At 72.3% G+C, this 25,044-nt stretch carries 22 protein-coding genes and 1 riboswitch; of the genes, 13 read left to right on the forward strand and 9 right to left on the reverse strand.

Annotated elements, in window-relative coordinates:
* Positions 1-32: 32 nt before the first annotated feature.
* Positions 33-2,210, reverse strand: coding sequence for a PAS domain-containing protein (locus ACFY8U_RS09630; RefSeq protein WP_389567899.1), 2,178 nt, complete (start codon positions 2,208-2,210; stop codon positions 33-35).
* Positions 2,211-2,450: 240 nt separating this feature from the next.
* Here ACFY8U_RS09630 and ACFY8U_RS09635 point away from each other — a divergent pair, with 240 nt between their 5' ends.
* The 3 genes from ACFY8U_RS09635 (at position 2,451) to ACFY8U_RS09645 (ending at position 6,237) form a co-directional block, all read left to right on the forward strand.
* A complete protein-coding gene (locus tag ACFY8U_RS09635) occupies positions 2,451-2,705 on the forward strand; it encodes a lipopolysaccharide assembly protein LapA domain-containing protein (RefSeq protein ID WP_389567902.1) in 255 nt (84 codons plus the stop codon).
* A 182-nt stretch (positions 2,706-2,887) separates the two neighbouring features.
* Positions 2,888-4,912: a phosphocholine-specific phospholipase C gene (locus ACFY8U_RS09640; protein ID WP_389567904.1), complete on the forward strand. Its 2,025-nt coding sequence runs from the start codon at positions 2,888-2,890 to the stop codon at positions 4,910-4,912.
* 286 nt (positions 4,913-5,198) lie between these two features.
* Positions 5,199-5,384, forward strand: a riboswitch (cyclic di-AMP (ydaO/yuaA leader).
* 4 nt (positions 5,385-5,388) lie between these two features.
* Positions 5,389-6,237: a transglycosylase SLT domain-containing protein gene (locus tag ACFY8U_RS09645; RefSeq protein WP_389567907.1), complete on the forward strand. Its 849-nt coding sequence runs from the start codon at positions 5,389-5,391 to the stop codon at positions 6,235-6,237.
* 26 nt (positions 6,238-6,263) lie between these two features.
* Here the strand turns inward: ACFY8U_RS09645 and ACFY8U_RS09650 are convergent, their stop codons facing one another.
* Both ACFY8U_RS09650 and ACFY8U_RS09655 read right to left on the reverse strand, forming a co-directional pair.
* Positions 6,264-7,556, reverse strand: a complete 1,293-nt coding sequence (locus tag ACFY8U_RS09650; protein WP_389567910.1) for a phosphoribosyltransferase family protein — start codon at positions 7,554-7,556, stop codon at positions 6,264-6,266.
* Positions 7,557-7,613: 57 nt separating this feature from the next.
* The gene (locus tag ACFY8U_RS09655; protein ID WP_389567912.1) at positions 7,614-8,726 is read right to left on the reverse strand and encodes a CapA family protein; all 1,113 of its coding nucleotides are present in this window, start codon (positions 8,724-8,726) and stop codon (positions 7,614-7,616) included.
* A gap of 155 nt (positions 8,727-8,881) precedes the next feature.
* Here ACFY8U_RS09655 and ACFY8U_RS09660 point away from each other — a divergent pair, with 155 nt between their 5' ends.
* The gene (locus tag ACFY8U_RS09660; RefSeq protein WP_389567914.1) at positions 8,882-9,586 is read left to right on the forward strand and encodes an alpha/beta fold hydrolase; all 705 of its coding nucleotides are present in this window, start codon (positions 8,882-8,884) and stop codon (positions 9,584-9,586) included.
* 6 nt (positions 9,587-9,592) lie between these two features.
* On the opposite strand, the gene ACFY8U_RS09665 is transcribed toward ACFY8U_RS09660, so the two are convergent.
* On the reverse strand, positions 9,593-10,510 hold the full coding sequence (locus ACFY8U_RS09665) for an AAA family ATPase (protein ID WP_389567917.1): 918 nt from the start codon (positions 10,508-10,510) through the stop codon (positions 9,593-9,595).
* A 3-nt stretch (positions 10,511-10,513) separates the two neighbouring features.
* Positions 10,514-11,734, reverse strand: coding sequence for an RNA ligase (locus ACFY8U_RS09670; RefSeq protein ID WP_389567920.1), 1,221 nt, complete (start codon positions 11,732-11,734; stop codon positions 10,514-10,516).
* A gap of 276 nt (positions 11,735-12,010) precedes the next feature.
* Between ACFY8U_RS09670 and ACFY8U_RS09675 the strand changes: the two genes are divergently transcribed.
* The 8 genes from ACFY8U_RS09675 to ACFY8U_RS09710 all read left to right on the forward strand — a co-directional run bounded on the left by ACFY8U_RS09675 (position 12,011) and on the right by ACFY8U_RS09710 (position 20,367).
* Positions 12,011-12,634 (forward strand): ankyrin repeat domain-containing protein, encoded by a 624-nt coding sequence (locus ACFY8U_RS09675; protein WP_389567923.1) that lies wholly within the window; start codon positions 12,011-12,013, stop codon positions 12,632-12,634.
* Positions 12,631-13,788, forward strand: coding sequence for a hypothetical protein (locus tag ACFY8U_RS09680; protein ID WP_389567926.1), 1,158 nt, complete (start codon positions 12,631-12,633; stop codon positions 13,786-13,788). The genes ACFY8U_RS09675 and ACFY8U_RS09680 overlap by 4 nt, the downstream gene beginning before the upstream one ends.
* Before the next feature lie 86 nt (positions 13,789-13,874).
* Positions 13,875-15,104, forward strand: a complete 1,230-nt coding sequence (locus ACFY8U_RS09685; protein WP_389567928.1) for an amidohydrolase — start codon at positions 13,875-13,877, stop codon at positions 15,102-15,104.
* 75 nt (positions 15,105-15,179) lie between these two features.
* On the forward strand, positions 15,180-16,124 hold the full coding sequence (locus ACFY8U_RS09690; protein WP_389567931.1) for an endonuclease/exonuclease/phosphatase family protein: 945 nt from the start codon (positions 15,180-15,182) through the stop codon (positions 16,122-16,124).
* Between the two features lie 157 nt (positions 16,125-16,281).
* Positions 16,282-16,998 (forward strand): flavodoxin family protein, encoded by a 717-nt coding sequence (locus ACFY8U_RS09695; RefSeq protein WP_389567934.1) that lies wholly within the window; start codon positions 16,282-16,284, stop codon positions 16,996-16,998.
* 88 nt (positions 16,999-17,086) lie between these two features.
* The gene (locus tag ACFY8U_RS09700; protein WP_389567937.1) at positions 17,087-18,364 is read left to right on the forward strand and encodes a VWA domain-containing protein; all 1,278 of its coding nucleotides are present in this window, start codon (positions 17,087-17,089) and stop codon (positions 18,362-18,364) included.
* Positions 18,364-19,185: a hypothetical protein gene (locus tag ACFY8U_RS09705; RefSeq protein ID WP_389567940.1), complete on the forward strand. Its 822-nt coding sequence runs from the start codon at positions 18,364-18,366 to the stop codon at positions 19,183-19,185. Before ACFY8U_RS09700 ends, ACFY8U_RS09705 begins: the two co-directional genes overlap by 1 nt.
* Before the next feature lie 78 nt (positions 19,186-19,263).
* On the forward strand, positions 19,264-20,367 hold the full coding sequence (locus ACFY8U_RS09710; protein WP_389567943.1) for a DUF6183 family protein: 1,104 nt from the start codon (positions 19,264-19,266) through the stop codon (positions 20,365-20,367).
* Positions 20,368-20,472: 105 nt separating this feature from the next.
* Here the strand turns inward: ACFY8U_RS09710 and ACFY8U_RS09715 are convergent, their stop codons facing one another.
* Positions 20,473-21,702 carry an MFS transporter gene (locus ACFY8U_RS09715; protein WP_389567946.1) on the reverse strand — a complete coding sequence of 410 codons (1,230 nt, stop codon included), beginning with the start codon at positions 21,700-21,702 and terminating at the stop codon, positions 20,473-20,475.
* Positions 21,703-21,766: 64 nt separating this feature from the next.
* On the opposite strand from ACFY8U_RS09715, the gene ACFY8U_RS09720 reads away from it, so the two are divergent.
* Positions 21,767-22,153 carry a MerR family transcriptional regulator gene (locus ACFY8U_RS09720; RefSeq protein ID WP_389567949.1) on the forward strand — a complete coding sequence of 129 codons (387 nt, stop codon included), beginning with the start codon at positions 21,767-21,769 and terminating at the stop codon, positions 22,151-22,153.
* 5 nt (positions 22,154-22,158) lie between these two features.
* Here the strand turns inward: ACFY8U_RS09720 and ACFY8U_RS09725 are convergent, their stop codons facing one another.
* The 3 genes from ACFY8U_RS09725 to ACFY8U_RS09735 form a co-directional block, all read right to left on the reverse strand.
* Complete coding sequence (locus tag ACFY8U_RS09725) at positions 22,159-23,436, reverse strand: YncE family protein (RefSeq protein WP_389567951.1); 1,278 nt, start codon at positions 23,434-23,436, stop codon at positions 22,159-22,161.
* 142 nt (positions 23,437-23,578) lie between these two features.
* Positions 23,579-24,382, reverse strand: coding sequence for a hypothetical protein (locus tag ACFY8U_RS09730; protein WP_389567955.1), 804 nt, complete (start codon positions 24,380-24,382; stop codon positions 23,579-23,581).
* Positions 24,383-24,553: 171 nt separating this feature from the next.
* Entirely contained in the window at positions 24,554-25,033 is a 480-nt protein-coding gene (locus ACFY8U_RS09735; protein WP_361602460.1) for a (2Fe-2S)-binding protein, read from the reverse strand.
* Positions 25,034-25,044 lie beyond the last annotated feature (11 nt).

Below are 25,044 nucleotides of genomic sequence, written 5' to 3' on the forward strand. Positions count from 1 at the left end.
TCAAGCCCGGCGAGGGGTCTCAGGGCGTGTTCTCAGGGCGTGTACGCGGTCTCGGTCCAGACCGTCTTGCCCTGCTCCGACCAGCGGACACCCCAGCGGTCCGACAGCTCCCCGGAGATGAAGATGCCGCGTCCGCCCTCGTCGGCCGCCCTGGCCCGGCGCAGATGCGGGGCGGCGGTCCCCGCGTCGGAGATCTCGCAGGTCACCGTGTGATCCGCGGGGTTGCGGATGATGCGGAGGTGGATCGGTGGGGTGCCGTGGCGGATCGCGTTGGTCACGAGCTCGCTGACGATGAGCTCGACGGCGAAGGCCGTCTCCGTCAGGCCCCATTCCTCAAGGGTGCGGACGGCCCAGCGGCGGGCCTCGGACACGGCGGTCAGTTCGGGGGTGACCTCCCAGCAGGCGACGTCGTCCGCGTCGAGCGACCGGGTGCGGGCGACGAGGACGGCCGCCTGGTCGAGGGGGAGGTCGTGGAGGTCCGATGCGCTGATCGCACGCGGCGGAACCGCGCCGGCCAGCCGCGCGCGCAGCCCGGCGAGCGCCGCGTCGTCGGGGGCGGCCCGGCCGGACAGGAGGACGAGGGTGCTGCCGGGTGGCACCGGGATCTCGTCGGCGGCGAACGGCGGACCTTCACCGCCCAGCGCGGTCGTCTCCTCCAGGAGACCGCTCCGCCAGCTTCCGTCGGAGTGTCCGACGAGGACGGTCTGGTGGCCGGCGCGGGCGATCGCGCAGGTCTCCGTGACCGGGTCGTGCACGGCGTACACGCACTGGGCGGTCAGCGGTCCCCCCGTACCGGCGGCCACGCGTTCCTCGCCGAGGCGGCGTGTGGTGTCGTCGAGCCGTGCGAGCAGATCGTGCGGGTCGAGGTCGAGCGCGGACAACACCTGGACAGCCGAACGGAGTTGAACCATGGCCGCCATGGCCTCCGGGCCGATGCCCTCGACATGACCGACCGTCAGGGCGACACGGTTGCCGGAGAGCGGGATGACGTCGAACCAGGCGCCGCCGCCGAGTCCGGTGGGGAGGTAGCGGTGTGCCGTCTCCAGGGCGCTCCGGCCGGTGCGGCCCGACCGGGCGAGGTTTCCCTTCAGGGCGAGTGCCACCGCGTGGTCGTGCTCGTAGCGCCGGGCGTTGTCGAGGCAGACGGCGGTGTGGGCGGCGAGGTCCGCCGCGAGACGCAGATCGTCGTCCTCGAAGGGGTCGGGCCTGCGCGGCCGGGAGAAGTGGGCGACGCCGAGGAGGACGCTGCGCAGGGTGAGGGGCACGACGAGGGTGGGCCCGGCCGCGTGAGCCTCCTCCACGTACGGAGCCGGCCCGTGCGCGTCGCCGTAGGGCATGTCCAGGGCGGCGCCCACCTCCGGCGCCTCGTCCGCCTCGGGGGGCCAGCCGGCCACGCAGCGCAGTGCCGTGTCTCCCCACGTCGTGTCCGTGTCGGGGCTGTGGAGCTCCGCGGTGGTGAGGGCGACGTGGGCGACGTCGGCGAAGGTGGGCACGACGGCCCGGACGAGCTCGCGGGCGCACTGGACGGCGTCCAGGCGGAGCCCCATCCGCGCGTGGACGCGGTGCAGCACGGCCAGCCGGTCGCGGGCACGGTCGCGGGCGGTGACGTCGACGGCGGAGGCGACGAGGCCGAGGGGACGGCCCAGGTCGTCCTCGAGCCGGAAGACGGAGACCGTGTAGATGTGTTCGCGTTCGGGATCCGCGAGGGGGTAGCCCGCGACCCGCTGGTCGAAGATGGGCACACCTGAGGCCAGGACCTCACGGAGGGCGTCCTCGAACGATCCGGCGCCGAATCGGGAGTAGACCTCGGAGAACGGGCGGCCGATGATCTCCTCCTCGGAGGCCCCGCGCAACCCGCCGGCCGCCGAATTGATCCGGAGGACGTTCAGGTCGGCGTCGAGCACGTGCAGGCCGACCGGGGACTGGGTGAAGACGGCGTCGAGGACTCCGGAACGGATTCCGCCGGGAAGCGGACCTGCGGGCCACAGACCCCAGCGGCCGGGAGGGTCCCCCTCCCCCACCGGCCCCACCGTGACTCCCTCGGTCAACTTCTCGAGGTCGACGAGCGTGAGCAGTTCGGTCACGGGGCGGCCGAGGATGGCGGCGCGGGGGACGCCGAGGAGGCGTTCGGCGGCCCGGGTCCAGACGACGACCAGACCGCTGTCGTCGAAGACGGCGACGGCCTGTCGCCCCTCGGGGCCACGCCCCACAGAGGCTTCCCGCCCTTCGGGGGTTGCCGGTACCTCCGGGGCTTCCTGCCCCGCTTGTTCCTCACGCTCTGCCATCGTGCCTCGCACTCGGCGTCGACGGACATCTGTCGGCGGGCATCCGTCAGCGGATCATCTGCGGTCGTCGACGCAGCCTAACCCTCGGCACGAATCGAGGCATCCCGGCCATGACGGACATCCGACAGCCAGCGCGCTCGCCCGAAACGTCCGATAATGGGCTGCATGGCCCGTAAGGCATCATCGACGCATCCTCCCCCGACCGTGACGGTCAAGGGCAAGGACATGCGCCTGCGCACGATCGGTTTCGTGGTACTCGCGGCCCTCGCGATCTGGTTCATCGCGGTGAACACCGACTCGGTCACGATCCGCCTGTGGTTCTCGGAGGTCACGCTGCCGCTCTGGAGCGTCCTCACGGTCACTCTGCTCGTGGGGATCGTCCTCGGCCTGCTCATCGCCCGTCGGCGCGCCCGACGCTGACCGGCACCCGTACGGTGTCGCTCGTCGCATTGGTTCGTTTCATGACCAATCAAATCGCCACCATCCGCCGCCCTTCGTAAGTTCACCCAAGAATTACCGCACGAAGGTATACCTTTAAGCTCGCCTCCCCCATCCTGTCCACCGTGTGCCAAGGAGGCACGCGGGGACACGAGAGGCGGGGCATGACTCCCATCAGCCGCAGGGGATTCGTCGGGATCGGGGCAGGGCTCGTGGCGGGTGCGACGCTGCCCACGGGCACGGCGTCGGCCGCCGCCTCCGCCGCGACCGGCACCATCACCGACGTCAAGCACGTCGTGATCCTCATGCAGGAGAACCGCAGCTTCGACCACTACTTCGGCAGACTGCGCGGCGTCCGCGGCTTCGGCGACCGGGCGGCGGGGAACATCCCGGGCGGCTGGGGCATGTTCAACCAGCCCAACTGGGGCGGCCGCCAGTACCCGTGGAAGCTGAGCGCCACCCCGCCGGCGGGCGGTGTCGACGGGGAGACCCTGGCGCAGTGCAACGGGGACCTGCCGCACAGCTGGACCTCGCAGCACGCCGCGTGGAACAAGGGCCGGATGGACAACTGGGTCACGGGCGTCGGCAACACCCGCACCCTCGGCTATCTCGACCGCGGTGACATCCCCTTCCACTACGCCCTCGCCGACAACTACACCGTCTGCGACGCGTACTTCTGCTCGGCTCTCAGCGCCACGGGCCCGAACCGCACCTTCCTCTGGAGCGGCAAGATCGACGCCTCCAGCAAGGACGGCGGCGAAGAGTCCGGGCTCACCTGGGAGACGTACGCCGAGGCGCTCCAACGGGCCGGTGTGAGCTGGAAGGTCTACCAGAACGCCCAGGACAACTACGGCGACAACGGCCTCGCGTACTTCAAGAAGTTCACCGACGCGCGGCCGGGCGACCCGCTGTACGACCGCGGCATGGGCTCCGTGCCGAAGGTCACCGGCTCCACCCCGGACGACATAGCCGCCGCGATCCGCGCCGACGCCCTCGCCGGAACCCTTCCACAGGTCTCCTGGGTGGTGGCGAGCGAGGCGTTCTCCGAGCACCCCTACGCCCCGCCCGGCGACGGCGCGCACTTCGTCGATCTCGTCTACCGCGCGCTGGCCGCGAACCCCGAGGTCTTCGACTCGACCGTGCTGTTCCTCAACTACGACGAGAACGACGGGTTCTTCGACCATGTGCCGCCGCCGGTCGCTCCGCCCGGGACCCCAGGCGAGTACATCGACGGCGTGCCGGTCGGCCTGGGCTTCCGTGTCCCGATGCTCGTCATGTCGCCCTGGACGCGCGGCGGCTGGGTGAGCTCCGAGGTCTTCGACCACACCTCGGTCCTGCGCTTCATGGAGACCTGGACGGCCGCCATCGGAACCCCCGCCACCTGTCCGAACATCAGCGCCTGGCGGCGGAAGGTCACCGGCGACCTGACGGGTGTCTTCGACTTCGCGCGGCCGGTGTACGGAGTTCCCTCCGGCCTGCCCTCCACGGCCAAGGTCATCGGGCAGTCCACCTGCGGCCCGCTGCCGAACCCGGTGCCGCAGGACAACGCCCTGCCCGCGCAGGAGTCCGGCACCCGTCCGGCGCGCGCCGTGCCGTACCAGGTCAACGGCAACCTCGACCGGTTCGAGTTCGGTGCGGCGGGCAAGATCCTCGCCTGGTTCTCGATGACGAACCACGGCGCGCAGGCGAAGCGGGCCGCGCACTTCACGATCCACCCGCACCAGCACCGGGACACGGCGGCATGGCAGTACACGGTGGACCCGGGGGCGACGTCCACGGACTTCTTCAACATCGGGCTCGGGTCCGGGTCGGGCAAGTACGACATCTCGATGATGGGCCCCAACCGCTTCCTGCGCCGTTTCATCGGTGACGCGTCGAAGGCCGGCAAGGCGATCGAGGTGGCGGCGCGGTTCGCGACCGAGCCGGGCACCGGGAAGACGGCGATCTACTTCAGGATGACCAACGCCTCGGCCGGTCCCGCGACCTTCACGATCCGCTCGAACGCCTACCGCACGGACGGGCCGTGGACGTACACGGTCCCGGCGAACTCCTCGCGCGAGGACTTCTTCAACGCCGTGGCGTACAACGACGGCTGGTACGACTTCACGATCACGGCCGACATCGACGGCACCTGGTCGCGCCGTTACACCGGTCACATCGAGACCGGCGCCTCGAGCATCACAGGCTGACGTACACCATCAGTCCCTACCAAAAGGGACACAAGGGCAATTTCATGCCCTTGTGTCCCTTTTCTCGACTCGGCTTAATTTACGGGTATGACCGTTTTGGCCGTCCGGGTGACATGAATCACGCGATCGGGACGCAACCTATCCGGACGGACCCCCTCCCCTTACGCCCCAAGGCAGTTCGGTGTGCTCGTCGCCGCCGGGAACTCATTTCTGAATTCCCTGTTCATTTCGCATCCACGCCCAGCCTTGTTCCGTCCGACATTTCTCGCCTACGGTCACCCTCGACCCGGACGGATCGCCGAATCCTGCCACCGTCCGAAAAGACCAGCCATTCACCCGTCGGCAGGAGCGGGGGACCCAGTTTTTTCGCCGCCCGGATTTCCGGAGCGGCTTGGGGTGAAGCCGCACCCGTGCGGCCGGGCAGCTCCAGCCCGAACCCGACAGCTCACCCCGCAGGCGCCGGAGAGGAATCCTTCATGCCCGCTCACGGTAAGCACCGGCGCCCCAAGCGACGTCCCCTCAGCCGCAGTATCGCCCTCGCGAGTACGGGTGGAGCCGCGCTGGCTCTCCCCCTCGTCGCGACGGCCGGCGCGCACGCGGCGCCGAACGCGGCGCCCGCCGTCGCGCCCATCCAGAAGACCGCCTTCACCAGCCCGGCGAAGATCGCGGAATCGGTTCCCGCGGCGGGGAATTCCGCCGCCAAGATCTATACCGTCGTCGGCGGTGACTCCCTTTCCGTGATCGCGCACGAACAGGGTGTGCGAGGCGGCTGGAAGGCCCTGTACCAGGCGAATCGCAAGGCCGTCGGTGACAATCCGTCACTTATTCACCCCGGTCTGGAACTCTCGCTGAGCGGGAAGCCCGCCGCCGCCAAGAAGCAGAAGTCCTCGGCCCGTACGACGAGCACGGACCGCGCGGACCGCTCGCAGGAGCGGAGCGCCGCTCCCGGCGCCGCCGCGACCAAGACCCCCGCCAAGGCCGCTCCGGCCGCCGCCAAGAGCTACACCAACGACCTGGACGGCTGGATCCGCGAGTCGCTCGACGTCCTGCAGAAGTACGGCATTCCCGGTTCGTACGAGGGCATCCACCGCAACATCATGCGTGAGTCCTCGGGCAACCCGCAGGCCATCAACCTCTGGGACTCCAACGCCGTCAAGGGCACCCCGTCCAAGGGCCTCCTGCAGGTGATCGAGCCGACCTTCCTGGCCTACCACGTGCCCGGTACGTCCATGGACCTCTTCGACCCGGTCGCCAACATCACCGCTGCCTGCAACTACGCCGCGGACCGCTACGGCTCCATCGACAACGTCAACGGACCGTACTGACAGTCGCTCCGGAAACGGGCGGGCGCTCACCCACGAGCGCTCCGGAAGTGGTCGGCGAACCAGCCCGCGGCGAGTTCGCCGACCACTTCCAGCGTGCCCGGCTCCTCGAAGAGGTGCCCGGCACCGTCGACGACGACAAGCCGGTTCTCGCAGGTGAGCCGCGCCTGCGCCGTCTCGTTCAGCTCCCGGACGAGGGGATCGCGGCCCCCCACGATCAGCAGCGTCGGGGCGCGCACCTGCGCGAGGCGCGCCCCGGCGAGGTCCGGGCGGCCGCCGCGCGAGACGACGGCGGCCACGTCGGACAGCGGGTCGGCGGCAGCCCACAGGGCGGCCGCGGCGCCCGTGCTGGCGCCGAAGTAGCCGATCCATAGCCCGTCGAGGCCCGGCCGGCCCGCCAGCCAGTGCGTGGCCCTGGCCAGCCGGCCGGCCAGCAACTCCGTGTCGAACACATTGCTGCGGTCGTCTGCCTCCTCCTCGGTGAGCAGGTCGAACAGGAGCGTTCCGAGACCGGCGCGGTTCAGGCTCTCCGCGACGGCCCGGTTGCGGGGGCTGTGCCGGCTGCTGCCGCTGCCGTGGGCGAACAGCACGATCCCCGGGGCGCCGTCGGGCACCACCAGGTGGCCCCCGACCCGCGCCTCCCCCGCCGGGATGCGCACCTCCGGGTCCTGGTCGTCCGTGCCGCGCCGGGCGTGGTGGCGCTCCAGACAGGCGACGACCTCCTCGTCCGGTGTCTGCGAGAAGTCCTCGTAGAACTGGCCGATCGCGTAGAAGAACGCCGGTTCGTGGACGCTGATGGTCTCGTCCGCCTCCCGGCCGATCCGCTCCGGCCAGTCGCTCGGCGCGACGGGCACCGCGAGGACGATCCGCGCGGCCCCCTGGGCACGGACGACCCGGCAGGCGGCCACCGCCGTGGCGCCCGTCGCCAGTCCGTCGTCGACGACCACGGCCGTCCGGCCGTCGAGGCGGGCCGGTGGGCGGTCGCCCCGATAGCGCCGGGCCCGCTGCCCGAGCACGGTGCGCTCACGGGCCTCGACAGCGGCCAGGTCGCCGCCGGAGACCCGGGTGTCGGCAAGGACATGGTCGTTGAGGACCCGGACGCCGCCCTCGCCGATGGCGCCCATGGCCAGCTCCGGCTGGAAGGGCACCCCCAGTTTGCGTACGAGACAGACGTCCAGGGGCGCTCCGAGTGCGTCCGCGACCTGTTCGGCGACCGGCACGCCGCCGCGGGGAAGTCCCAGGACCACGACGTCATGGCCCTTGAGGTGCTCCAGGCGTGCGGCGAGCTGCCGTCCTGCGTCCGTGCGATCGGTGAAGTACATGTGCCGCTCGTCTCCCTGGTCCGGAGCGTGTGCGCGGGCGGTGCGTGCCGCCGCCCGTCAGGCGGGGCGGGCGACGAGGGTTCCGTCCTCGTCGAGGTCGACCCGCGCGCCGTAGGGCCGGCTCTTGCGGCCCAGGACGTCGTGGAGCCAGCGCGCGTCTCGGCGGGGGGCGTGCTCCAGCCGCAGGCGCCGGGCCCTCAGGGGAATCATGCGTACCTCCTGGAGTCGGCCGTCCTCGGGCCTCAGCGAGACGAGGTACAGCAGACGCAGGTCGTCGCGGTACTGCTCGTAGCCCGTGATGCCCTCATAGTCGTTGATCAGGTCGCCGCAGCCGTGGAGGACCAGCTTGCCCCGGTGGACCTCCACGGGGCGGGGGTGGTGCGAGGAGTGGCCGTGCACCACGTCCGCGCCGGCGTCGATCAGCGCGTGCGCGTAGTCGACGTCGCCGCGGGAGAGCGCGTACCCCCAGTTCGATCCCCAGTGGATCGAGACCATGACGATGTCGCCGGGGCGCCTGGTGTCCCGGATCCGGGTGAGGAGGCGCGTGGCGGCGGTGTGGCTGGGCCCCGAGGCGAAGTGGACGCCGCCGCGCCGCGCGGTGGCGGCCCAGTCCCGCGGAATGCCGCTGGACGCCATGCCCAGGGCGTAGGCGACGAACCGTCCGCCGCCGGGCAGGGGGACGACCACGGGCCGTGCCGCCTCCTCGGCGTCCTCGCCGGCGCCCACGGTGGGCACGCCGTGCTTCGCCAGGGCGTCCAGCGTGTCCTCCAGCCCTCGGCGGCCGTGGTCCAGGACGTGGTTGTTGGCCAGGACGCACACGTCGGGGCGGGCGGCGGTCAGGCTCGGCAGGTTCTCGGGGTGCATGCGGTAGTGGACCGCCTTGCCGGGGACGAACTCGTCGCTCGTGGTGACCGCCGTCTCCAGATTCGTGACACGGACGTCGGGCGCGGCGGCGTCCAGGACGTCGAGCGCGACGCCCCAGGGGTAGGCGAAGTCCACGCGGTGCGGGATGGGGCCGTTGACCGCCTCGGCGAGCGCCACATAGGACCGTGCATCATGCACGTACCGCTCGCGCAGGGCCGGGTCGCCGGGGTGCGGAAGGATCTGGTCCACTCCGCGGCCGAGCATCACGTCACCGCAGAGGAACAGTCCGACCAGGTCACCGCCCATACAGCAAGGGTAGACGCGGGGCGGCCGACGGGCCGGTGCGACTCACGTCTTCGGGGAGGGGGACGGGGACGGGGACGGGGAGCATGCCGGACGGGCGGGCCCTGCACTGCGAGCCCACGGGCCCGATTGTCGGACCCCGTCGCTACGTTGGCGGCATGACGGAATTCGTACTGGTGGCAGGCACGTGGCTCGGAGCCTGGGCGTGGGACGAGGTGGTGCCCGAGTTGCGGGCGGCCGGTCATGGTGCTCATGCGGTGACCTTGTCCGGTCTCGCCGAGAGACAGGGTGTGGAGGCGGGGCAGCGGACGCATGTGGCTGACGTCGTGGACGTGATCGAGGGCCTCGATCTGCGGGACGTCGTTCTGGTCGGGCACAGCTACGCGGGCATCCCGGTCGGTCAGGCCGCCGGGCTGATCGGCGACCGGCTCGCCCGGGTGGTCTTCGTGGACTCCAACGTGCCGGCGGACGGTGAGTCGTTCGTGTCGGCATGGCCGGACGGCCGGGCGATGGTGGAGAAGTCGATCGCCGAGAACGGCGGCTTCTGGGCGCCGCTGGGAGCAGCGGAATTCGAGGGCCAGGGCCTCGACGCGGAGCAGGTCGCGCGCATCGTCGCCGGCGCGACGCCCCACCCGGGCGCCACGCTCACCGAGCCGGCCGAAGTGGCCCGCCCGCTCGGCGAGCTGCCGGCGACGTACATCAAGTGCCTGCTGGACGGCGAGGAGCCGAACGCCGACGTGGCGACGCTGCTGAAGAGCGAGCGGTGGCAGCTCGTGCGGATGGACACCGGCCATTGGCCCATGTTCTCCCGGCCGCGCGAGCTGGCCCGGATCCTCCTCGACGGGGAGGCGCCAGTGGTGTGACGCCGTCTAGAAGTTGCCGTAGTTGACCTGCCAGGTCGGCAGGCCCATACGGCGCCAGAGGGCGACGACCCGGTCGCGGTCGTCGAGCGAGACCCGTACCGCGTACCGGTGTCGGATGTGGGCGTCGAAGAGCTCGGCCTTGACGATGTCGTCACCGCGCCCGTCGTCCGAGGCCCTCATCCACAGCTCGTCGTAGGGCACTTCATGACGCGCGAGCCATGCCTCGGTCAGGGCGCGGTGATCCTCGCTGCGCCCCGACAGCAGCACGATCGTGTCGTTGTCGGCGCTGCGGAACGCGCGCAGCGCGCGGGCCACGGAGACGTTGAGCAGATCGAGGTCGCAGCGGGTGAAGTCGTACGGGCCGCGGTCGCCGCGCAGCGCGAGCGTGCCGTCGATGTCGCACAGCACCGCCGAGGGGAGCGCCGGGTCGGGGACGTACGGCGTGGCGGCGGTCCGTTCGCCCAGCCACTCCGCGGTCAGGCGCCAGCCGCCGCGGGTGGCCTTGGCGTGCTTGTCGGCGAGGATCCGGATGATCTCCTCGCCGACGGGCCGCTCGCGGGCGGCGTCGCGCCGTACGCATTCCTCGACCGGTACGCCGGTGAAGTCATGCACCACGAAACGGGCGTCGAGGCCGACGACCGCGGCCTTCAGCCGCTTGGGGATGTGCGGGGTCAGGTGCGTGTTGTCGACGACGACGTCGAAGCCGCCCTCGACGGCCGAGCGGACCGCCGCGTCCTGGATGTCGAGGACGGTCAGCTCGTGCGCATGGGAGCGGCCGCGCTCGGGAGCCGGGACGTCCAGCATGGTGCGCAGGTCGTCCAGGTTGACGCGACGCATCCGGCCCTCGGCCTCGGCCTGGAGCCGTCGGGCGGCCGTCGTCTTCCCCGAGGCGGGGAGCCCGGTCATGACATGTACTTCGGGCACGGGTCAGTTCTCCACATCGTTCGTGAACGGGTCGGACGCCTCGGGCCTGATGGCGCGCCAGACGAAGAGGTCGGTCGGACGCCCGTCGAGGCGCAGGAACATCGCCGACCGCAGGTCGGCGTCGACCGGCAGCGTCTTGACGGCCCGGGCGAAGGCGCCCCGGTCCGCCGCCAGGTGGGCGACGCGCGCGTAGGCCTCGTCGATGGCGCGCTCACGGGCCGCGGCCTCGTCCTCCAGGCGCGCGATGACCCCGCGCACCCAGGCGTCGAACTCGTCCGGCACCTGCTCCAGGAGCGCGTCCAGCGGGCGGCCGCCCGCCGACTTCACGCCGCCGAGTTCGGCGACCGAGCAACCCAGTCCCTGGGCGAGGCGCTTGACGGACGTCCCCGCGAACCGCTGGATGCCATGGCTGCGCCAGATGTCCCGCTCGGTGACACCGGTGAGCACCTTGTGGAGGCGTACGTACTCGCTCAGCTTGGCCTTGGCCCGCACACCGGAGGCGTAGCGGAGCACGAAGCCCTCGGCGTCCGTGCCGGTGGCGGCGGACCCGCCGGGCAGGGTGTTCGACTCGGTCAGGGCGAGCAGTTCGTCGAGCGGCATGGCGGGCCAGGTCCGTACGACGGAGCCGATCTCCGTCCAGTCGGCGGCCGCCTCGGCGAGCGGGATCTCGGTGCCGCCGGGGCCGAAGGCGGCGAGCAGCACCAGGTCCCGCCGGTCGCCGTAGTCGACGACGATACGGTTCTGCGGGTAGAGGATCTCGGCGAGGTAGGTGACGCCGGGCGTCAGGGCCGCGGTGTCCCGGCCGTCGATCCGGCGCTGCGCCCAGGTCGCCTGGGCGCTGATGAAGGACCCCTTGGACGCGACCTGCCAACGGCCCGCGTAGTGGAAGATCACCGCGAGGCTGCCGTCGACCTTGTCGTAGACCTCGAAGGGCTCGTCGGGCAGCGCGGGCGCGTAGGGCTGACCGGTCTCGTGTTCACCGACGTTGAAGAACTTCGGAAGCGGCAGCGCGACGATCGCCCCGGTCGCGTCGTCGGCGACGAGCCCTCGGCAGCGCGTCGTCACCTGGTTCCAGATCCGCTCGTACTGGCACGCCCGCGTGTACGTGTAGATGGACAGCGGCAGTTCGGGGTGTGCCTTGCGGGTGACGTGCCCGGCGTCGATGGCCTCGGCCAACGCCTGCGGGGGCAGCAGCTCCTGGAGAGTCAGGTACGCCTGGCTCATGGGTTCCTCCTGGTCGGTGAAGGCCCATTCTGACCTGCGGAGAACCCGTCCGGACAATGCTTTTCACGGCGCCCGGGCCGAGCGGCGCTCGACCGGGGTCATCCGATCGGTCGACCCGCCTGTCCACCGGTCGGCACCCCGGGGGCATCCACTGGTCCGACCGACGGCGCGCGGAGGCGGCCGCACGATGGTGAGGAGAGCGGACCGCCCGCCTCCGCCGTCCGACGGGAAGGGACGACGACCGTGCTGCCGACCGCCGTGAGAAGGAGAACCTCCATGGATCCGAACGACCGGCTGCTGCTCGCGGCCGCCCGGCGAGGGGACACCGAAGGGGTGGCCGGCGCGCTCGGTGCCGGCGCGCACGTCGAGTGCCGTGACGCGGAGCGCCGCACCCCCTTGCTGCTGGCCGCGCGGGCGGACCAGGTGGACACCGCCGGCCTGTTGGTCGAGGCGGGCGCCGACCCCGACGCGCGGGACAGCCGGGCGGACACGCCCTGGCTGGTCACCGGGGTGACGGGCAGTGTGCGCATGATGCGCGTGCTGCTCCGCGCGAACCCGGACCTGACGCTCACCAACCGCTTCGGCGGGACCTCGCTCATCCCCGCCGCGGAGTGCGGCCATGTCGCATACGTGCGGGCCGTCCTGCGCGAGACGGACATGGACGTCGACCATGTCAACCGGCTCGGCTGGACCGCCCTGCTGGAGGCGGTCATCCTCGGCGACGGCGGGCGCCCGCACGAGGAGATCGTCGAGCTGCTCATCACCGCCGGAGCGGATCCCCTGCTCGCGGACCACGACGGGACGACCCCGCTCGAACACGCGCGGCGGCGCGGATTCGACGGCATCGCCGGCCTCCTCGAGGCCGCGTCGGCGCGCGCCGGACGGAGGGCGGCCCGATGACGCACGCGAGCAGGACGACGGCACGCGCGCGCGTGCTCGCGGGGGCCGCCGCGGTCGCGGCCGTCCTCGTCGGGTGCGCACCGGGCCCAGGTGCCGACGCCAGGACCGGAACCGACACCGCCCCCGCGCCCGCGCCCGCCTCGTCCTCCCGCACGTCCCCCGGGACGGCGCCCACGCCGACGCCCGACGGGACCCTCCTCGTCGCCGACTTCGGCTCCGACACCGTCACGTTCGTCGACCCGAAGCGCGGCCCGCTCGGCTCCGTCGAAGTGGGGACCGCGCCGTACGGCCTGGCCGTCGGCGCCGACGGGCGCGCCTGGGTGTCCACCGCCGAGGGCGTCGCCGTCGTCGACACCCGCACCCGCGTACGGCTCGCCCTCATCCCGTACGAGACCGACACCGGCCCCGTCACCACGGGCGAGTACCGGGGCGGCGGCATGGGCATCGCGCTCTCCCCCGACGGCAGGCGGGCCTACGTCGGCGTCAACGTCCCCGGCGGGAACGGCACCCTGGAGGTCATCGACACCGCGAGCCGCGAGGTGACCGACACGATCCCCGTCGGCCGGCGGCCCTTCGACGTCGACGTGGCGCGGGACGGCTCCGAGATGTACGCGACGAACCACGACTCGTTCGATGTGACGGTCGTCCGGGCGGACACGCTCGATCCACGCCGTATCGAGGTCGCCCCGTACGGCACGGAGGGCGGCCTCGGCTCGTGGCTCAAGCCGCACTACACGGTCGTACGGCCCTCCGACGGCCGGCTGCTGCTCCCCTTCGAGGGGGAGCGACTCGCGGTGGTCGACCCGAGGACCGGGCGCACGGAGATCGCGCCGATGACGGCGAACACGCACCAGCACGGCGCCACGGTCACCCCCGACGGCACACTCTTCGTCGTCGGGACGGGGCCGATCGACCCGTCGGAGGACGAGGGTCCCTCGCTCACGGTCCGGGCGCCCGACGGCACCGAGCGGGTGTACCCGCTGGAGGGTCCGCACGAGGACGTCGCCGTGTCGGAGGACGGCCGGACCGCGTACGTCACGGGCGGCTTCACCCGCGACGGCTGGTGGGACGGCATCACCGTCGTCGATGTCCGGAGCGGCGAGGCACAGCGGCTCGCCGCGGGTGAACGCCCGCTCGGCGTCGCCGTCCTCTAGCGGTTCCGAGGCGGACCGCCCGTGGTACACCACCTTCCGATCCACCACCCGAAGACGACCCGCCCGCTCATCGAGGAGTTCTCACCGTGGCCCCGAACGCTTCGCCCGTCATCACCGTCTTCCGCGACGTGCGCCCCTGGGGCGGCCCGCCGGCCGACCTGACCGCGGTGGACGGCGTCCTGGTGGAGGCGGACGCGGTCCCGGAGGGCGCCGCCGTGGAGTACGTCGACGGGGGCGGCCGGCTCGCCCTGCCGACCCTCGTCGACGCGCACCTCCACCCCGACAAGACGACGTGGGGCGAGCCCTGGCACAGCCGGCGGCCGGCGCGGGGTATCGCGGCGTACGTCGAGGGCGACGTGGAGCTGTACCGCGCGCAGGGCACGTCCGTGGCCGAGCGGGCGCTTCGGCTGCTGTCGCACGCTGCGGCCCAGGGCACCCGGGCGACGCGGGCCCATGTCGACGTCGCCCCCGCGTACGGTCTCGAAGGCGTCGAGGCCCTCGCCGCGGCGCGGGAGAAGCTGCGCGGAGTCCTCGACATCGAAGCGGTCGCCTTCCCCCAGCACGGGGTGGGACGCACGCCGGGCGTGGCCGAGCTCCTGGAGGAGGCGGCGGCCGCCGGACTCGTCTCGCACATCGGCGGCATCGACCCGGCGGGCTTCGACCTCGACGGCGCGGGGCTTGGTGGCGCGAGGAGTGACGGCGGGCAGCTCGACACGGTCTTCGGTATCGCGGAGCGCCACGGCCTGGGCCTCGACATCCACCTTCACGACACGGGCGAGCGGGGCCTCGCGCCGCTGCGTGACATCGCCGCCCGCACCAAGGCGCTGGGGCTTGGGGGCAAGGTCAACGTGGGACACGCGTTCGCGGTGGCCGAGCTGTCCGGCGGTGACCTGGACGAGATCGCGGACGTCCTCGCGGACGCCGGGGTCTCCCTGACGACGGTCGCGCTGTCGGTGAACACCGTGCTGCCCTTCCGCCGCCTCGCCGAGCGCGGGGTCCGCGTCGGCCTCGGCTCGGACGGAGTGCGGGACAACTGGAGCCCGTTCGGCAACGCGGACATGCTGCATCGCGCCTGGCTGGCGGGCTGGGCTCTGGACGTCCGGCTCGACGGGGAGCTGGAGGCCTGCTTCCGGGTGGCGTCGGACGGCGGCGCGGAGCTTCTGGGCCTTCCGCGCGCCGATCTGCGGACCGGCTCTCCGGCCGACTTCATGCTGGTGGAGGGCGAGTGCGTGCCGCAGGTCGTGGTCGACCAGCCGCGCCGCGACGTGGTGGTGCGCGCGGGCCGCGTGGTCGCGAGGGACGGACGCCTGGTGTGAGGCGGCGCGGCCGGCACCGCGGCAGCAGGGAACTGGATCTTTCCTGACGGCGTCCCTTCCCCCGAAGGGGGTCATGTGGAGGGGACACGAAGGAGGCGCGGGCTGCTCACGGCCGTCGTCGTCGCCGTGGTCGGCGTGCTGCTGCTGTTTCATCCCTGGCTCCCCGGGCTGCCCGGGAACCCGATGAGTCTGGCGGAGACCTTTCTGCCCTGGCTCGGTCTCGCCGTTCCCGTCGGGCTGGTCGTCGCCGCCCTGCGCCGCTCGGCGCTCGTGGCCGTCGTGTGCGTGGTCGTGGGCGCCGTCTGGCTGGGGGTGTTCCGGGAGCCGTTGGCGTCGCCTTCGCCGGGCGCCTCCCGGGCGTACGACCTGACGGTCGTCCAGCACAACGTGAGCGACGAGAACACCAGCCCGTCGCGTGTCGCGCGGATCCTCCTCGGTCCCGACCCCGACATCGTCGCGCTCCAGGAGCTGACTCCGGCGAACCTGCCCGCCTTCCAGGTCGTTCTCGCGCCCACGCATCCGCATCACGCGACCGTGGGGACGGTCGGGCTCTGGTCGAAGTTCCCGCTGACGGACATCGCGCGCGTCGACCTGAAGCCGGCGGACGTGGCCCCCGGCTGGGAGCGGGGGCTGCGGGCCGTCGTCCGCGGCCCGCACGGGCCGGTGACGGCGTACGTGGCGCATCTGCCGTCGGTCCGGGTGCGGGCCACGCAGGGCTACGCGACCGCGTGGCGCGACGAGAGCGCCGAACGGCTCGGCCGTGCGCTGACGGCCGACCGGTCCTCGGCGGTGCTGGTCCTCGGCGATCTCAACGGCACCGTCGACGACCGCGGCCTGGCGCCCGTCCTGTCCCAGGTGCGCGGCAACCGGGAGTCCTTCGCCTTCAGCTGGCCCGCGGGCCTGCCCCTCGCCCGCATCGATCACGTACTGGCGCGCGGCGACGCCGAGGTCGGCACGACCTGGTCGCTGCCCGACACCGGCAGCGACCATCTGCCCGTGGCGGCGCACATACGGCTGTGAGTGCGGCCCGCCCCACTCCTCCGGTCGTGTCACCCGGCCGCGTCATCCGGTCGGTCGCCCAGCGTTGGCCCGGCAGCTCGCCGCCGCGGAGTCTTGTGAGGTGGCGTGGGCTCCGGACCGCGGCACTCCGGTGACCCCACCCGCGAGGAGACGGCCGATGCCCGAGACCACGTACCGCTACGACGATCTGCGGGCCCTGTTCGTCAACTGCACGCTCAAGCGCTCCCCCGAGGTCAGCAACACCGAGGGGCTGATCGACCGCAGCAGGGCCGTGATGGAGCGGCAGGGCGTGGCGACCTCGCTGCTGCGGGCGGTCGACCATGACATCGCGACCGGGGTGTGGCCGGACATGACGGAGCACGGCTGGGAGTCGGACGCCTGGCCCGAGCTGTACGAGCAGGTCATGGCGGCCGACATCCTCGTGCTCTGCGGTCCGATCTGGCTCGGTGACAACAGCTCGGTGATGAAGCGGGTGATCGAGCGGTTGTACGCCTGTTCGAGTCTGCTCAACAGCGAGGGGCAGTACGCCTATTACGGCCGGGTGGGCGGCTGCGTGATCACCGGGAACGAGGACGGCGTCAAGCACTGCGCGATGAACGTCCTCTACAGCCTCCAGCATCTGGGCTATGTGATCCCGCCGCAGGCGGACGCGGGCTGGATCGGCGAGGCCGGGCCCGGCCCGTCGTATCTGGACCCGGGTTCGGGCGGGCCGGAGAACGACTTCACCAACCGGAACACCTCGTTCATGGCCTGGAACCTGATGCATCTGGCGGCGATGCTCAAGCGGGCCGGCGGCATCCCGTCGCACGGCAACCAGCGTTCCGCGTGGGACGCCGGCTGCCACGCCGACTTCCCGAACCCCGAGCACCGCTAGCGGACGTATCGGACGCGCGGACGCCCCCTCAGACGTCCGCGCACGGGGCCGTTTTGGATTGTCGGACGATCATCCCTACGATCCGCCCATGATCACGAGAAAACGGCTGTCGACCGGGGCCTGCGCGCTGCTCGCCGTCCTGGCCGTCGGGCTGTTCCCGACCGGCGCCGCCGCCGACGAACCGGCGGCGAAGGAATCCCCCAAGGTCGAGCTGGTGCTGGACGTCAGCGGCTCGATGCGCGCCCGCGACATCGACGGCCAGTCCCGGATGTCCGCCGCCAAGCAGGCCTTCAACGAGGTGCTCGACGCGGTGCCCGAGGAGGTGGAGCTCGGCATACGCACCCTCGGCGCCGACTACCCCGGGCAGGACCGCAAGAAGGGCTGCAAGGACACCCGGCAGCTCTATCCGGTCGGCCCGCTCGACCGGACCGAGGCCAAGACCGCCGTCGCGACCCTCGCCCCCACCGGCTGGACCCCCATCGGGCCCGCCCTGCTCGGTGCGGCGGAGGACCTCAAGGGCGATGACAACGCCACCCGCCGCATCGTGCTCATCACGGACGGGGAGGACACCTGCGCCCCGCTCGACCCCTGCGAGGTGGCGCGCGACATCGCCGCCCGGGGCATCCACCTCACCATCGACACCCTCGGCCTGGTGCCGAACGCCAAGATCCGCCAGCAGCTCACCTGCATCGCGGAGGCGACCGGCGGCACGTACACCTCGGTCCGGCACACCGAGGAACTCTCCAAGCGCGTCCGGCAGTTGGTGGACCGCGCGGCCGACCCGGTCGTCACCCCGGTGGCCACCGACGGCGCCGAGCGCTGCGCCGACGCCCCGACCCTGAAGCCCGGGCTCTACACCGACCGCGAGACCTTCGGGCAGCACCGCTGGTACCGGGTGGACGTCCTGCCCGGCCAGGAGCTCCGCGCCTCGGTGAGCGTCTCCGCCGACCGCGCCGTCAACGACGACTACGGCGTCCTGCTGCGGGCGGCGACCCTGCGCGGCCGGGAGATCGTGCGCGGCTCCGAGGCGGGTGACGGACGTACGGACGTCATCTCGACCGGACTGCGCTACCCCAAGCGGCCGGTGGACGGTGCCGACGGGGACGCGAAGCCCGCGGCGGAGACCGTCTGTCTCCAGGTCAGCAACTCCTTCTCCGCGCCTCCGTCGGTGAAGACGACGCCCGGTATGCCGATCGAGCTGGCCGTCGACCTGGTCGACGCGCCCGACGAGGCCTCGGACGTGGCCGCCTTCGGCCTCGGCCGGGGCTGGTGGCTGCTGGGCGCGCTCGTCCTGGCCGGTTTCGTGGGCGGTCTGCTGTGGGGCTTCCTGTCCCGCTGGCGCGTCGCCGTCTGGAGGACCAACTGATGCGTACCGCACGCGCGCTGAGCGCCGTCGTCCTGGCGGGCGCCGTCCTGTTCGGACCGGCCGCCGTGCCGGTCCTGGCCGACACCCCGGCTCCGAGCGGCAGCGCGAGCGCCGAGGCGACGGCCGGACCGACCGAGGCCGGCACCACGTTCCGTACCGCCGCCTTCTTCCGGCAGGGCCAGCAGGCCACCGCCGAGGCCTCCACGGGTGACTACCTGTACTGGGTGTTCCCCGCGGACACCGGGCAGCGGCCCACCGTGACGGCCTCGGTCACCCTGCCCGAGTCCACCGCCCGGCACGGCGCCTCCACCTGGCGGCTCGACGTCTACGACGGGCTGCGCCGCCGCCAGCCGTGCATGTACGGGATGCAGTCCCGGGCCGCGGCGAAGGAGGCCGCGACCGTGGAGCTGTCCTGCACCCTGCGTCCGGTCCGCCCGTGGGCCGACACCTGGGACGACGATCCGCTGCCCGGCAGCTACTACGTGCGGCTGACCGTCACGGGTCTGCCCGAGGAGGATCTCGGGCAGTCGTTCACGGCCAGGATCGGCGCGGTCTCGGCCGAGCAGGGCGGCGCGTACGCGGGCGGCGGCTCGCTCGCGGCCCCGCTGGTGCCCGGTGCCACGACGGAGGACGCGGCCTCGGCCGGCACGCCCTCCGCGGTGGAGGCGCGGGCGCCCGAGGACGGCTGGTCCTCGGGCTGGTGGTCCGACCGCTGGATCTGGACGGCTGTCGGCGGTGTGCTCGGCGCGCTGGCCGGCATCGGCGGGTACTCCCTGACCAGGGGAGCCGGACGGCCCTCGCGGGTGCCGCCCACCGTCTGACGGAGACGTGGCGCGTACGGCCCCGGGTGCCGCCGGCCCGGGGCCGTACGCGTCGGCCGGGCCCGTAGCCTGGGCGGCATGCCGGAACCGACCGCTCTGCCCAACGACGCCTCGCTGAAGGTGTACGCCGCCACCGACCCCGAGCGGCTGTACGTCCTGGCCACCGAACCGGCCCGCACCGCACGCTCGTTGTATGTGCCGGAGGTCCTGAAGCTCGTCGAGCTCCTGACCGGGCAGCGGTCGCAGGCCGCCACGGACTGCGCGGTCCGGCTCGGCGAGCACGCGGCCCGGCTCGTCCCGGCTCCCGGAGCCGCCAAGCTCATGGACCATGTGGTACGGGAGTTGGGGCGGCGGTCGACCCCCGTCCACCTCCGGCCGCACTTCGAGCAGGCACCGGCGTCCGAGGATCCCGTCACGGAGTTCCGCGCCCGCCTCCTCCATGAGCTGGCACTGGGCGGCCGGGGCCTGCTCGACGAGCCGTACACGACCTATCAGGAGGGTCTGCGGAAGCTCGGCCATCCGCTCTCGTGGCTCCCTCTCACCTCGTTCCACTTCGAGCACACCGTACGGGAGCGCGCGTGGAGCCCGGGGGACATGCTCGGCTCCATGAGCCCCGAGGAGCTCTACGCCCGCTACCCCGCGACAGCGCCGACCGCGACAGGAGCCGGGGCGGGCCGGGCCGCGCTGCACACGCCGGACGACCGCCGTACCGAGGTCGCCGTCGACCCGTTCGCCGAACTCGGCCGGTCGGCAGCCGAGTTCTTCACGCTGCCGGAGCCGCTCGACCCCGCCGATTTCAACTCGGCGCTGCTGACCGCGCTCGGCGCGACGAGTCTGGCCGGGCTCACGGCGGAGACGCTGGCGGCGGCGCACACCACGGCGGACGACGTCATCGGTGATCTGTACGTGGCAGCGGCATCGGGGGGAGTGTGGGGCGACAGCCGGCCGGGCGCGTACTGCAGGTTGTCCACCTGGCGTGCGCTGTACGCCCTGATGGGCCTTGACCTGTCCGTCCCCCACGGTCACGCCGTGCGCGCAGCGGCCGACCACCGCTGGCTGCGGCTGGCGCCGGCGCGCCGGACCGGGGACTTCTTCTTCGGCGATCTCTCGGACACCGCCTTCGCCGTCCTCGACCCGACGCGCACCCGGGTCGCGGTGATCGCGGCCACCGACACGGACTGACGGCTCAGTGGCCGGCCGGGCGGACGAGGCCGATGTCGCAGGCGTGGACGGCGGCCTGGGTGCGGTGTGGTCCTTCCGTACCGGCCGAGGTGCTTCGTTCGGCGCTCATGCGCCGGCGGGGCCTCGGTGGACCGGGAAGCCGTGGGTGCGGGCGGCCGCGACGACGGTCAGTACGGGGACGAGCAGCAGCAGGACGCTCCAAGGCAGGGCGGCAGCGCCGAGCAGGTCGAGGAGGAGCCCGCCGACTACGCCCCCTCCCGCCATGGCCGCGTTCCAGACGCTGACGAGCATGGTCTGCGCGGTGTCCGCCGCCTCGCCCCCGGCGTCGCCCACGGCGGTCTGCAGCAGGGTCGGGGCGCCGCCCCAGCCGAGGCCCCACAGCGTGGCGGCGGCGTAGACGAGGGCGGCGCTGTCGGTGGCCGCGGCGAGCGTGCCGGACGCGACGGCGAACAGCACGGTCGCGCCCAGCGTCAGGGCCCGCAGCCGGCGGTCGATGTGCAGGCCGGTGAACCAGAGGCTCAGCAGCGAGGCCCCGCCGAAGGCCAGGAGGACCGGTCCGGTGGAGCCGCCCATGCCGAGGTGGTCGAGGAAGGCGGCGACGTACGTGTAGAGGATCGTGTGGGCGAGGACGAGCACCAGCGTGACGAAGAGGACGGGGGCCACGCCGGGGACGGCGAGGGTCCGCCGGATGGGCACCCGGCCGCCCCTGGGCAGGCCCGGGAAGTCGGGGACGGTGAGGACGAGCCAGGCGAGGAGGACGGCGGCGAGGGCGGTCATGACCAGGAAGGTGACCCGCCAGCCGACCGCGGCGCCGAGGAACGTGCCGGCGGGCACGCCGAGGGAGAGCGCGAGCGGAATGCCCGTCATGACGACGGCGATCGCCTTGCCCTGGAGGTGGACGGGCACCATCCGGCGGGCGTATCCGGCGAGCAGGGCCCAGGCCACACCGGCGGCGACGCCGGCGAGGAACCGGGCGGCCATGGTGAGGGCGTAGTGGGCGGAGAGGGCCGTCACCGTGTTGGCGACGGCGAAGCCCGCCACCGCGGTGAGCAGCAGACGCTTGCGGCGCCAGCCGGCGGTGGCCGCGGTCAGCGGGATCGCGGTGAGCGCCGTCCCGATCGCGTAGACGGTGACCGACTGGCCCATGGCCGCCTCGCCGACGCCGAGGTCGGCGCTCATCGCGGGCAGGACGCCCGCGGGCAGGGTCTCGGTGAGGCTGGTGACGAAGACGGCGGTGGCCAGGGCGAGGAGGGCGGGCAGGGGCAGGGTGCCGGCGGGCCGGCCGTTCCTGGTGCGGTTCGGCGAACCTGCCTTCGAGGCGGTGGAGTTACTCATGCCTTGTATGCTGAAACCCTCACATTGATGTGAAGGTCAAGCGCGATCCCGTGAGGTGGACCACATGCGCATCGGAGAGCTGTCGCAGCGCACCGACACCCCGCGCAGACTGCTGCGCTACTACGAGGAGCAGGGCCTCATCGTCGCCGCTCGCGCGCCGAACGGCTATCGCGCCTACGACGAGTCGAACGTGGACCGCGTCCTGCAGATCCGTGGCCTGCTGGACGCGGGGCTGCCGACGCGGATCATCAAGCAGATCCTCCCGTGCCTCGACAAGCCCCGCGCCATCCACTTCCCCGACGCCACGCCGGAGATGCTCGCCACACTGGAGGACGAGCGCGACCGGATGACCGACCGCATCCGTTGCCTGACCCGCAATCGGGACGCGGTCGCCGCCTATCTCGACGCCGTACGCGAGAAGTTGGCGACCGGGTCCGTCACGGCGGGCTGAGGCCGTCAGCGCGCGGCCGGGCCGCTCCAGTCGGCGGGGACGCGGGCCAGGCGGACGCGCTGGGGGTGGTCACCGACGGAGACGGAGGCGACCTTGCGGCCGGTGGCGAAGTCGATCGCCGTCACCCGGTCCGTACCGCTCTCCGAGATGACGCAGGACCGGCCGTCGCCGCTGACCGTCGCCCAGTAGGGCTTGGACGCCTCCACCAGCGGCCCCTCCTTCAGGGTCTGGCGGTCCACGACGGTGGCGTAGTCGTCCATAGTGGCGGCGACGCAGAGCTTGGAGCCGTCGGGGCTCATGGACATGCCGTGGTGCCGCGAGTCGTTGACCCAGGTGGTGCGGTCCGGGTCGGTGGCCGGGTTCTGGGGGAGCTCCTTGACCCGGGTGATCCGGTCGGTGGCGATGTCGTATTCGAGGAAGCCGTTGAAGAACGACACCTGGAAGTAGAGCTTCGACTCGTCGGGGGTGAAGGCGACGGGCCGGACCGCGTCGGAGAGATCCTTGCGGCCGAAGGCGTCGAGCCGGGCGCGCATGTCGATGACGCGGACCTGCTCGAAGGTGCGGGCGTCGACGACGGTGATGCGGCGATCGCCCTTGGTCCAGTCCCAGAAGGGGTCGTCGAGGGCGGTGGTGACCTCCCCGATGGCCATGTTCCAGAGGTGACGGCCGTCGGCCGAGAAGACGTTCTCGTGCGGCTTGTCGCCGGTGGCGAAGGAGCCGACCTGCTTGCCCGTGGTGATGTCGAGCACGTGCACGGTGTTGGAGGTGGAGGCAGAGACGGCGACACGGGTGCCGTCGGGCGAGACGGCCATGTGGTCGGAGCGGAAACCGGAGACGGGGAAACGCCAGTTGAGCGCGCCGGTGCGGAGGTCGATGGAGACGACGTCGGCGAAGCTCGGCCGCGAGACCACCATCGCCGAGCCGTCCGGCGTGGCGTACATGTCGTCGACGAACTGGTCGTGGCCCTCGCCGGGGCCCTGCCGGATGCCCAGGAAGAAGGCGAGCTTGATCGGGTTGAGCCCGATCTCCCACATGCGGCGCTCGCGGTCCGGTATGACGTTGATCCGGCCGATGCGCGCGAAGTCGCCGGTCGCCTCGATGACGTCGGCGGTGCCGTCCCAGTTGTTCCCGACGAACATGACCTCGCGCAGGCCCTGGGGCGCGGCCGGACCGGCGGGCGGGGCGGCGGCGACGGTACCGCCGCCACCGACGGTGAGAGCGAGGGCGGCGGCGAGCGAACCGAGCAGGAGGCGGCGCGCGCCTCGCGTCCGGGCAGCAGACATCGGTGTTCCTTCCAGGAGGGCATGCGGCATCAACTGCCCTGTGCGCCAGGGCAACTTACCCGACAGTAAGGAGTTGCCGCGTCACCCACAAGACTCGGAACGCGCCTGCCGTCACGCGAGGCGTCAGCCGTTGGGGAGGGCGTCAGCCGTTGGGAAAGGCGCGCGCGATCAGCTTCTGGCGCAGGACGGACCACTGTGCCGACATGTCGTGCACCAGGTAGAGGTCGCGGCGGCGCGTCCAGGCCTGGCCGGACTCGGGGTCGTACGTACCGGGCAGCTCGATCCCGCGCGGCGCGAACGCCCGCATGCCCCGGTCGCGGGTGGTCTGCACACACCGCTTCACATGGTCGCGGAAGCCGATGACGCCCGCGGTGCCGATGCCACCGGGCAGCGCGCCGCGCGCCTCGGCGACCTGCGCGGCGACTCCGTCCGTGCTGAGGTAGGTGATCGTGCCGTCGGGGGCGACGACCGGTTCGATGGAGGTCACGTCCGTCATGTGGTGCTTGGACTTCAGGAAGTGGGCGATCTCCCACTGCGCGTAGACGGGCACGTCGCGGCGCTCACGCAGCGCGGCGACGGTGTCGGCGAGCGCCTCGTTGACCGGGCCGGGCTCGTACCGCACCTTCGACGGGTCACCGCCGCCGGCCGGCGGGCGGTTGCCGAAGCCGTACGCGACGACGAAGTCGAGCTCGCCGAGGGCGGCCGTCTCCGGGTGCCGGTCGAACCCGACGTCGTAGAGGTGAGGGACGAGGGCGCGGGCGGCGACCTTGTCGTCGAGGGCGCCGGCCAGCACGGCGAGCATGTGGTGCGGCAGCGCCCGCCCGGCGTGCCGCTCCTCCGCCCCGCCGGCGTGCGAGGAGTCCGCGGCCTGAGCCGGCGGGGCGGCGAGGACGGCCGGCGCGGCGATGGCGGCGGTGACGGCTGCTGCGAACTCACGTCGTTGCACGTGGGGGCCTCTCTGTGTGTCGTACCCAGGGGATCCTCGGCAGGACCGGGGAAGCCTTGACGAACACAACCGGAAGGAACGGCACCGCTCCCATGACAACTTCTCGTCGACGGACCGCTCGTGGACCAGGAGCGCCACGATGGGGAACAGGTCGCCCGATCCGGGTCCTCGTCAGGGCATGCGGCGGGCTCCCGCCACGATCGCCTCGCGGATCCGGTTGTATGTGCCGCAGCGGCAGATGTTGCGGATTTCGTCGAGGTCGGCCTCGTCGATCTCCCGCCCGGCCTCCCGTGCGGCGCGGACCTTGGCGACAGCCGTCATGATCTGGCCGGGCTGGCAGTAGCCGCACTGGGCCACGTCGAGATCCAGCCAGGCCTCCTGCATGGGGTGGAGCTCTTCGCCGACGGTCGCGGGCAGGCCCTCGATGGTGGTGATCTCGTCGGTGGGGGCGATGTCCTTGACCGGCACGGAGCAGGGGTTGAACGCCTTGCCGTTGATGTGGCTGGTGCACGCCTGGCAGACGCCGAGCCCGCAGCCGTACTTGGGTCCCGTGACGCCGAGGACGTCCCGGAGCACCCACAGCAGCCGGACGTCGTCCTCGACCTCGGCCGTGACGGGCCGGCCGTTGAGGATGAAGGTGTGGTGCGGCACGGAGGCTCCTG

The sequence above is a fragment of the Streptomyces sp. NPDC012508 genome (genome assembly GCF_042902595.1).
In the GTDB taxonomy this organism is placed as follows: domain Bacteria; phylum Actinomycetota; class Actinomycetes; order Streptomycetales; family Streptomycetaceae; genus Streptomyces.

What these genes read in the sequence shown, in the direction of transcription:
- ACFY8U_RS09635 (WP_389567902.1), top strand. Translation starts at nt 2,451, where the DNA reads ATGGCCCGTAAGGCATCATCGACGCATCCTCCCCCGACCGTGACGGTC.
- ACFY8U_RS09640 (WP_389567904.1), top strand. Translation starts at nt 2,888, where the DNA reads ATGACTCCCATCAGCCGCAGGGGATTCGTCGGGATCGGGGCAGGGCTC.
- ACFY8U_RS09645 (WP_389567907.1), top strand. Translation starts at nt 5,389, where the DNA reads ATGCCCGCTCACGGTAAGCACCGGCGCCCCAAGCGACGTCCCCTCAGC.
- ACFY8U_RS09650 (WP_389567910.1), bottom strand. Translation starts at nt 7,556, where the DNA reads ATGTACTTCACCGATCGCACGGACGCAGGACGGCAGCTCGCCGCACGC.
- ACFY8U_RS09655 (WP_389567912.1), bottom strand. Translation starts at nt 8,726, where the DNA reads ATGGGCGGTGACCTGGTCGGACTGTTCCTCTGCGGTGACGTGATGCTC.
- ACFY8U_RS09660 (WP_389567914.1), top strand. Translation starts at nt 8,882, where the DNA reads ATGACGGAATTCGTACTGGTGGCAGGCACGTGGCTCGGAGCCTGGGCG.
- ACFY8U_RS09670 (WP_389567920.1), bottom strand. Translation starts at nt 11,734, where the DNA reads ATGAGCCAGGCGTACCTGACTCTCCAGGAGCTGCTGCCCCCGCAGGCG.
- ACFY8U_RS09675 (WP_389567923.1), top strand. Translation starts at nt 12,011, where the DNA reads ATGGATCCGAACGACCGGCTGCTGCTCGCGGCCGCCCGGCGAGGGGAC.
- ACFY8U_RS09680 (WP_389567926.1), top strand. Translation starts at nt 12,631, where the DNA reads ATGACGCACGCGAGCAGGACGACGGCACGCGCGCGCGTGCTCGCGGGG.
- ACFY8U_RS09695 (WP_389567934.1), top strand. Translation starts at nt 16,282, where the DNA reads ATGCCCGAGACCACGTACCGCTACGACGATCTGCGGGCCCTGTTCGTC.
- ACFY8U_RS09700 (WP_389567937.1), top strand. Translation starts at nt 17,087, where the DNA reads ATGATCACGAGAAAACGGCTGTCGACCGGGGCCTGCGCGCTGCTCGCC.
- ACFY8U_RS09705 (WP_389567940.1), top strand. Translation starts at nt 18,364, where the DNA reads ATGCGTACCGCACGCGCGCTGAGCGCCGTCGTCCTGGCGGGCGCCGTC.
- ACFY8U_RS09710 (WP_389567943.1), top strand. Translation starts at nt 19,264, where the DNA reads ATGCCGGAACCGACCGCTCTGCCCAACGACGCCTCGCTGAAGGTGTAC.
- ACFY8U_RS09715 (WP_389567946.1), bottom strand. Translation starts at nt 21,702, where the DNA reads ATGAGTAACTCCACCGCCTCGAAGGCAGGTTCGCCGAACCGCACCAGG.
- ACFY8U_RS09720 (WP_389567949.1), top strand. Translation starts at nt 21,767, where the DNA reads ATGCGCATCGGAGAGCTGTCGCAGCGCACCGACACCCCGCGCAGACTG.
- ACFY8U_RS09725 (WP_389567951.1), bottom strand. Translation starts at nt 23,436, where the DNA reads ATGTCTGCTGCCCGGACGCGAGGCGCGCGCCGCCTCCTGCTCGGTTCG.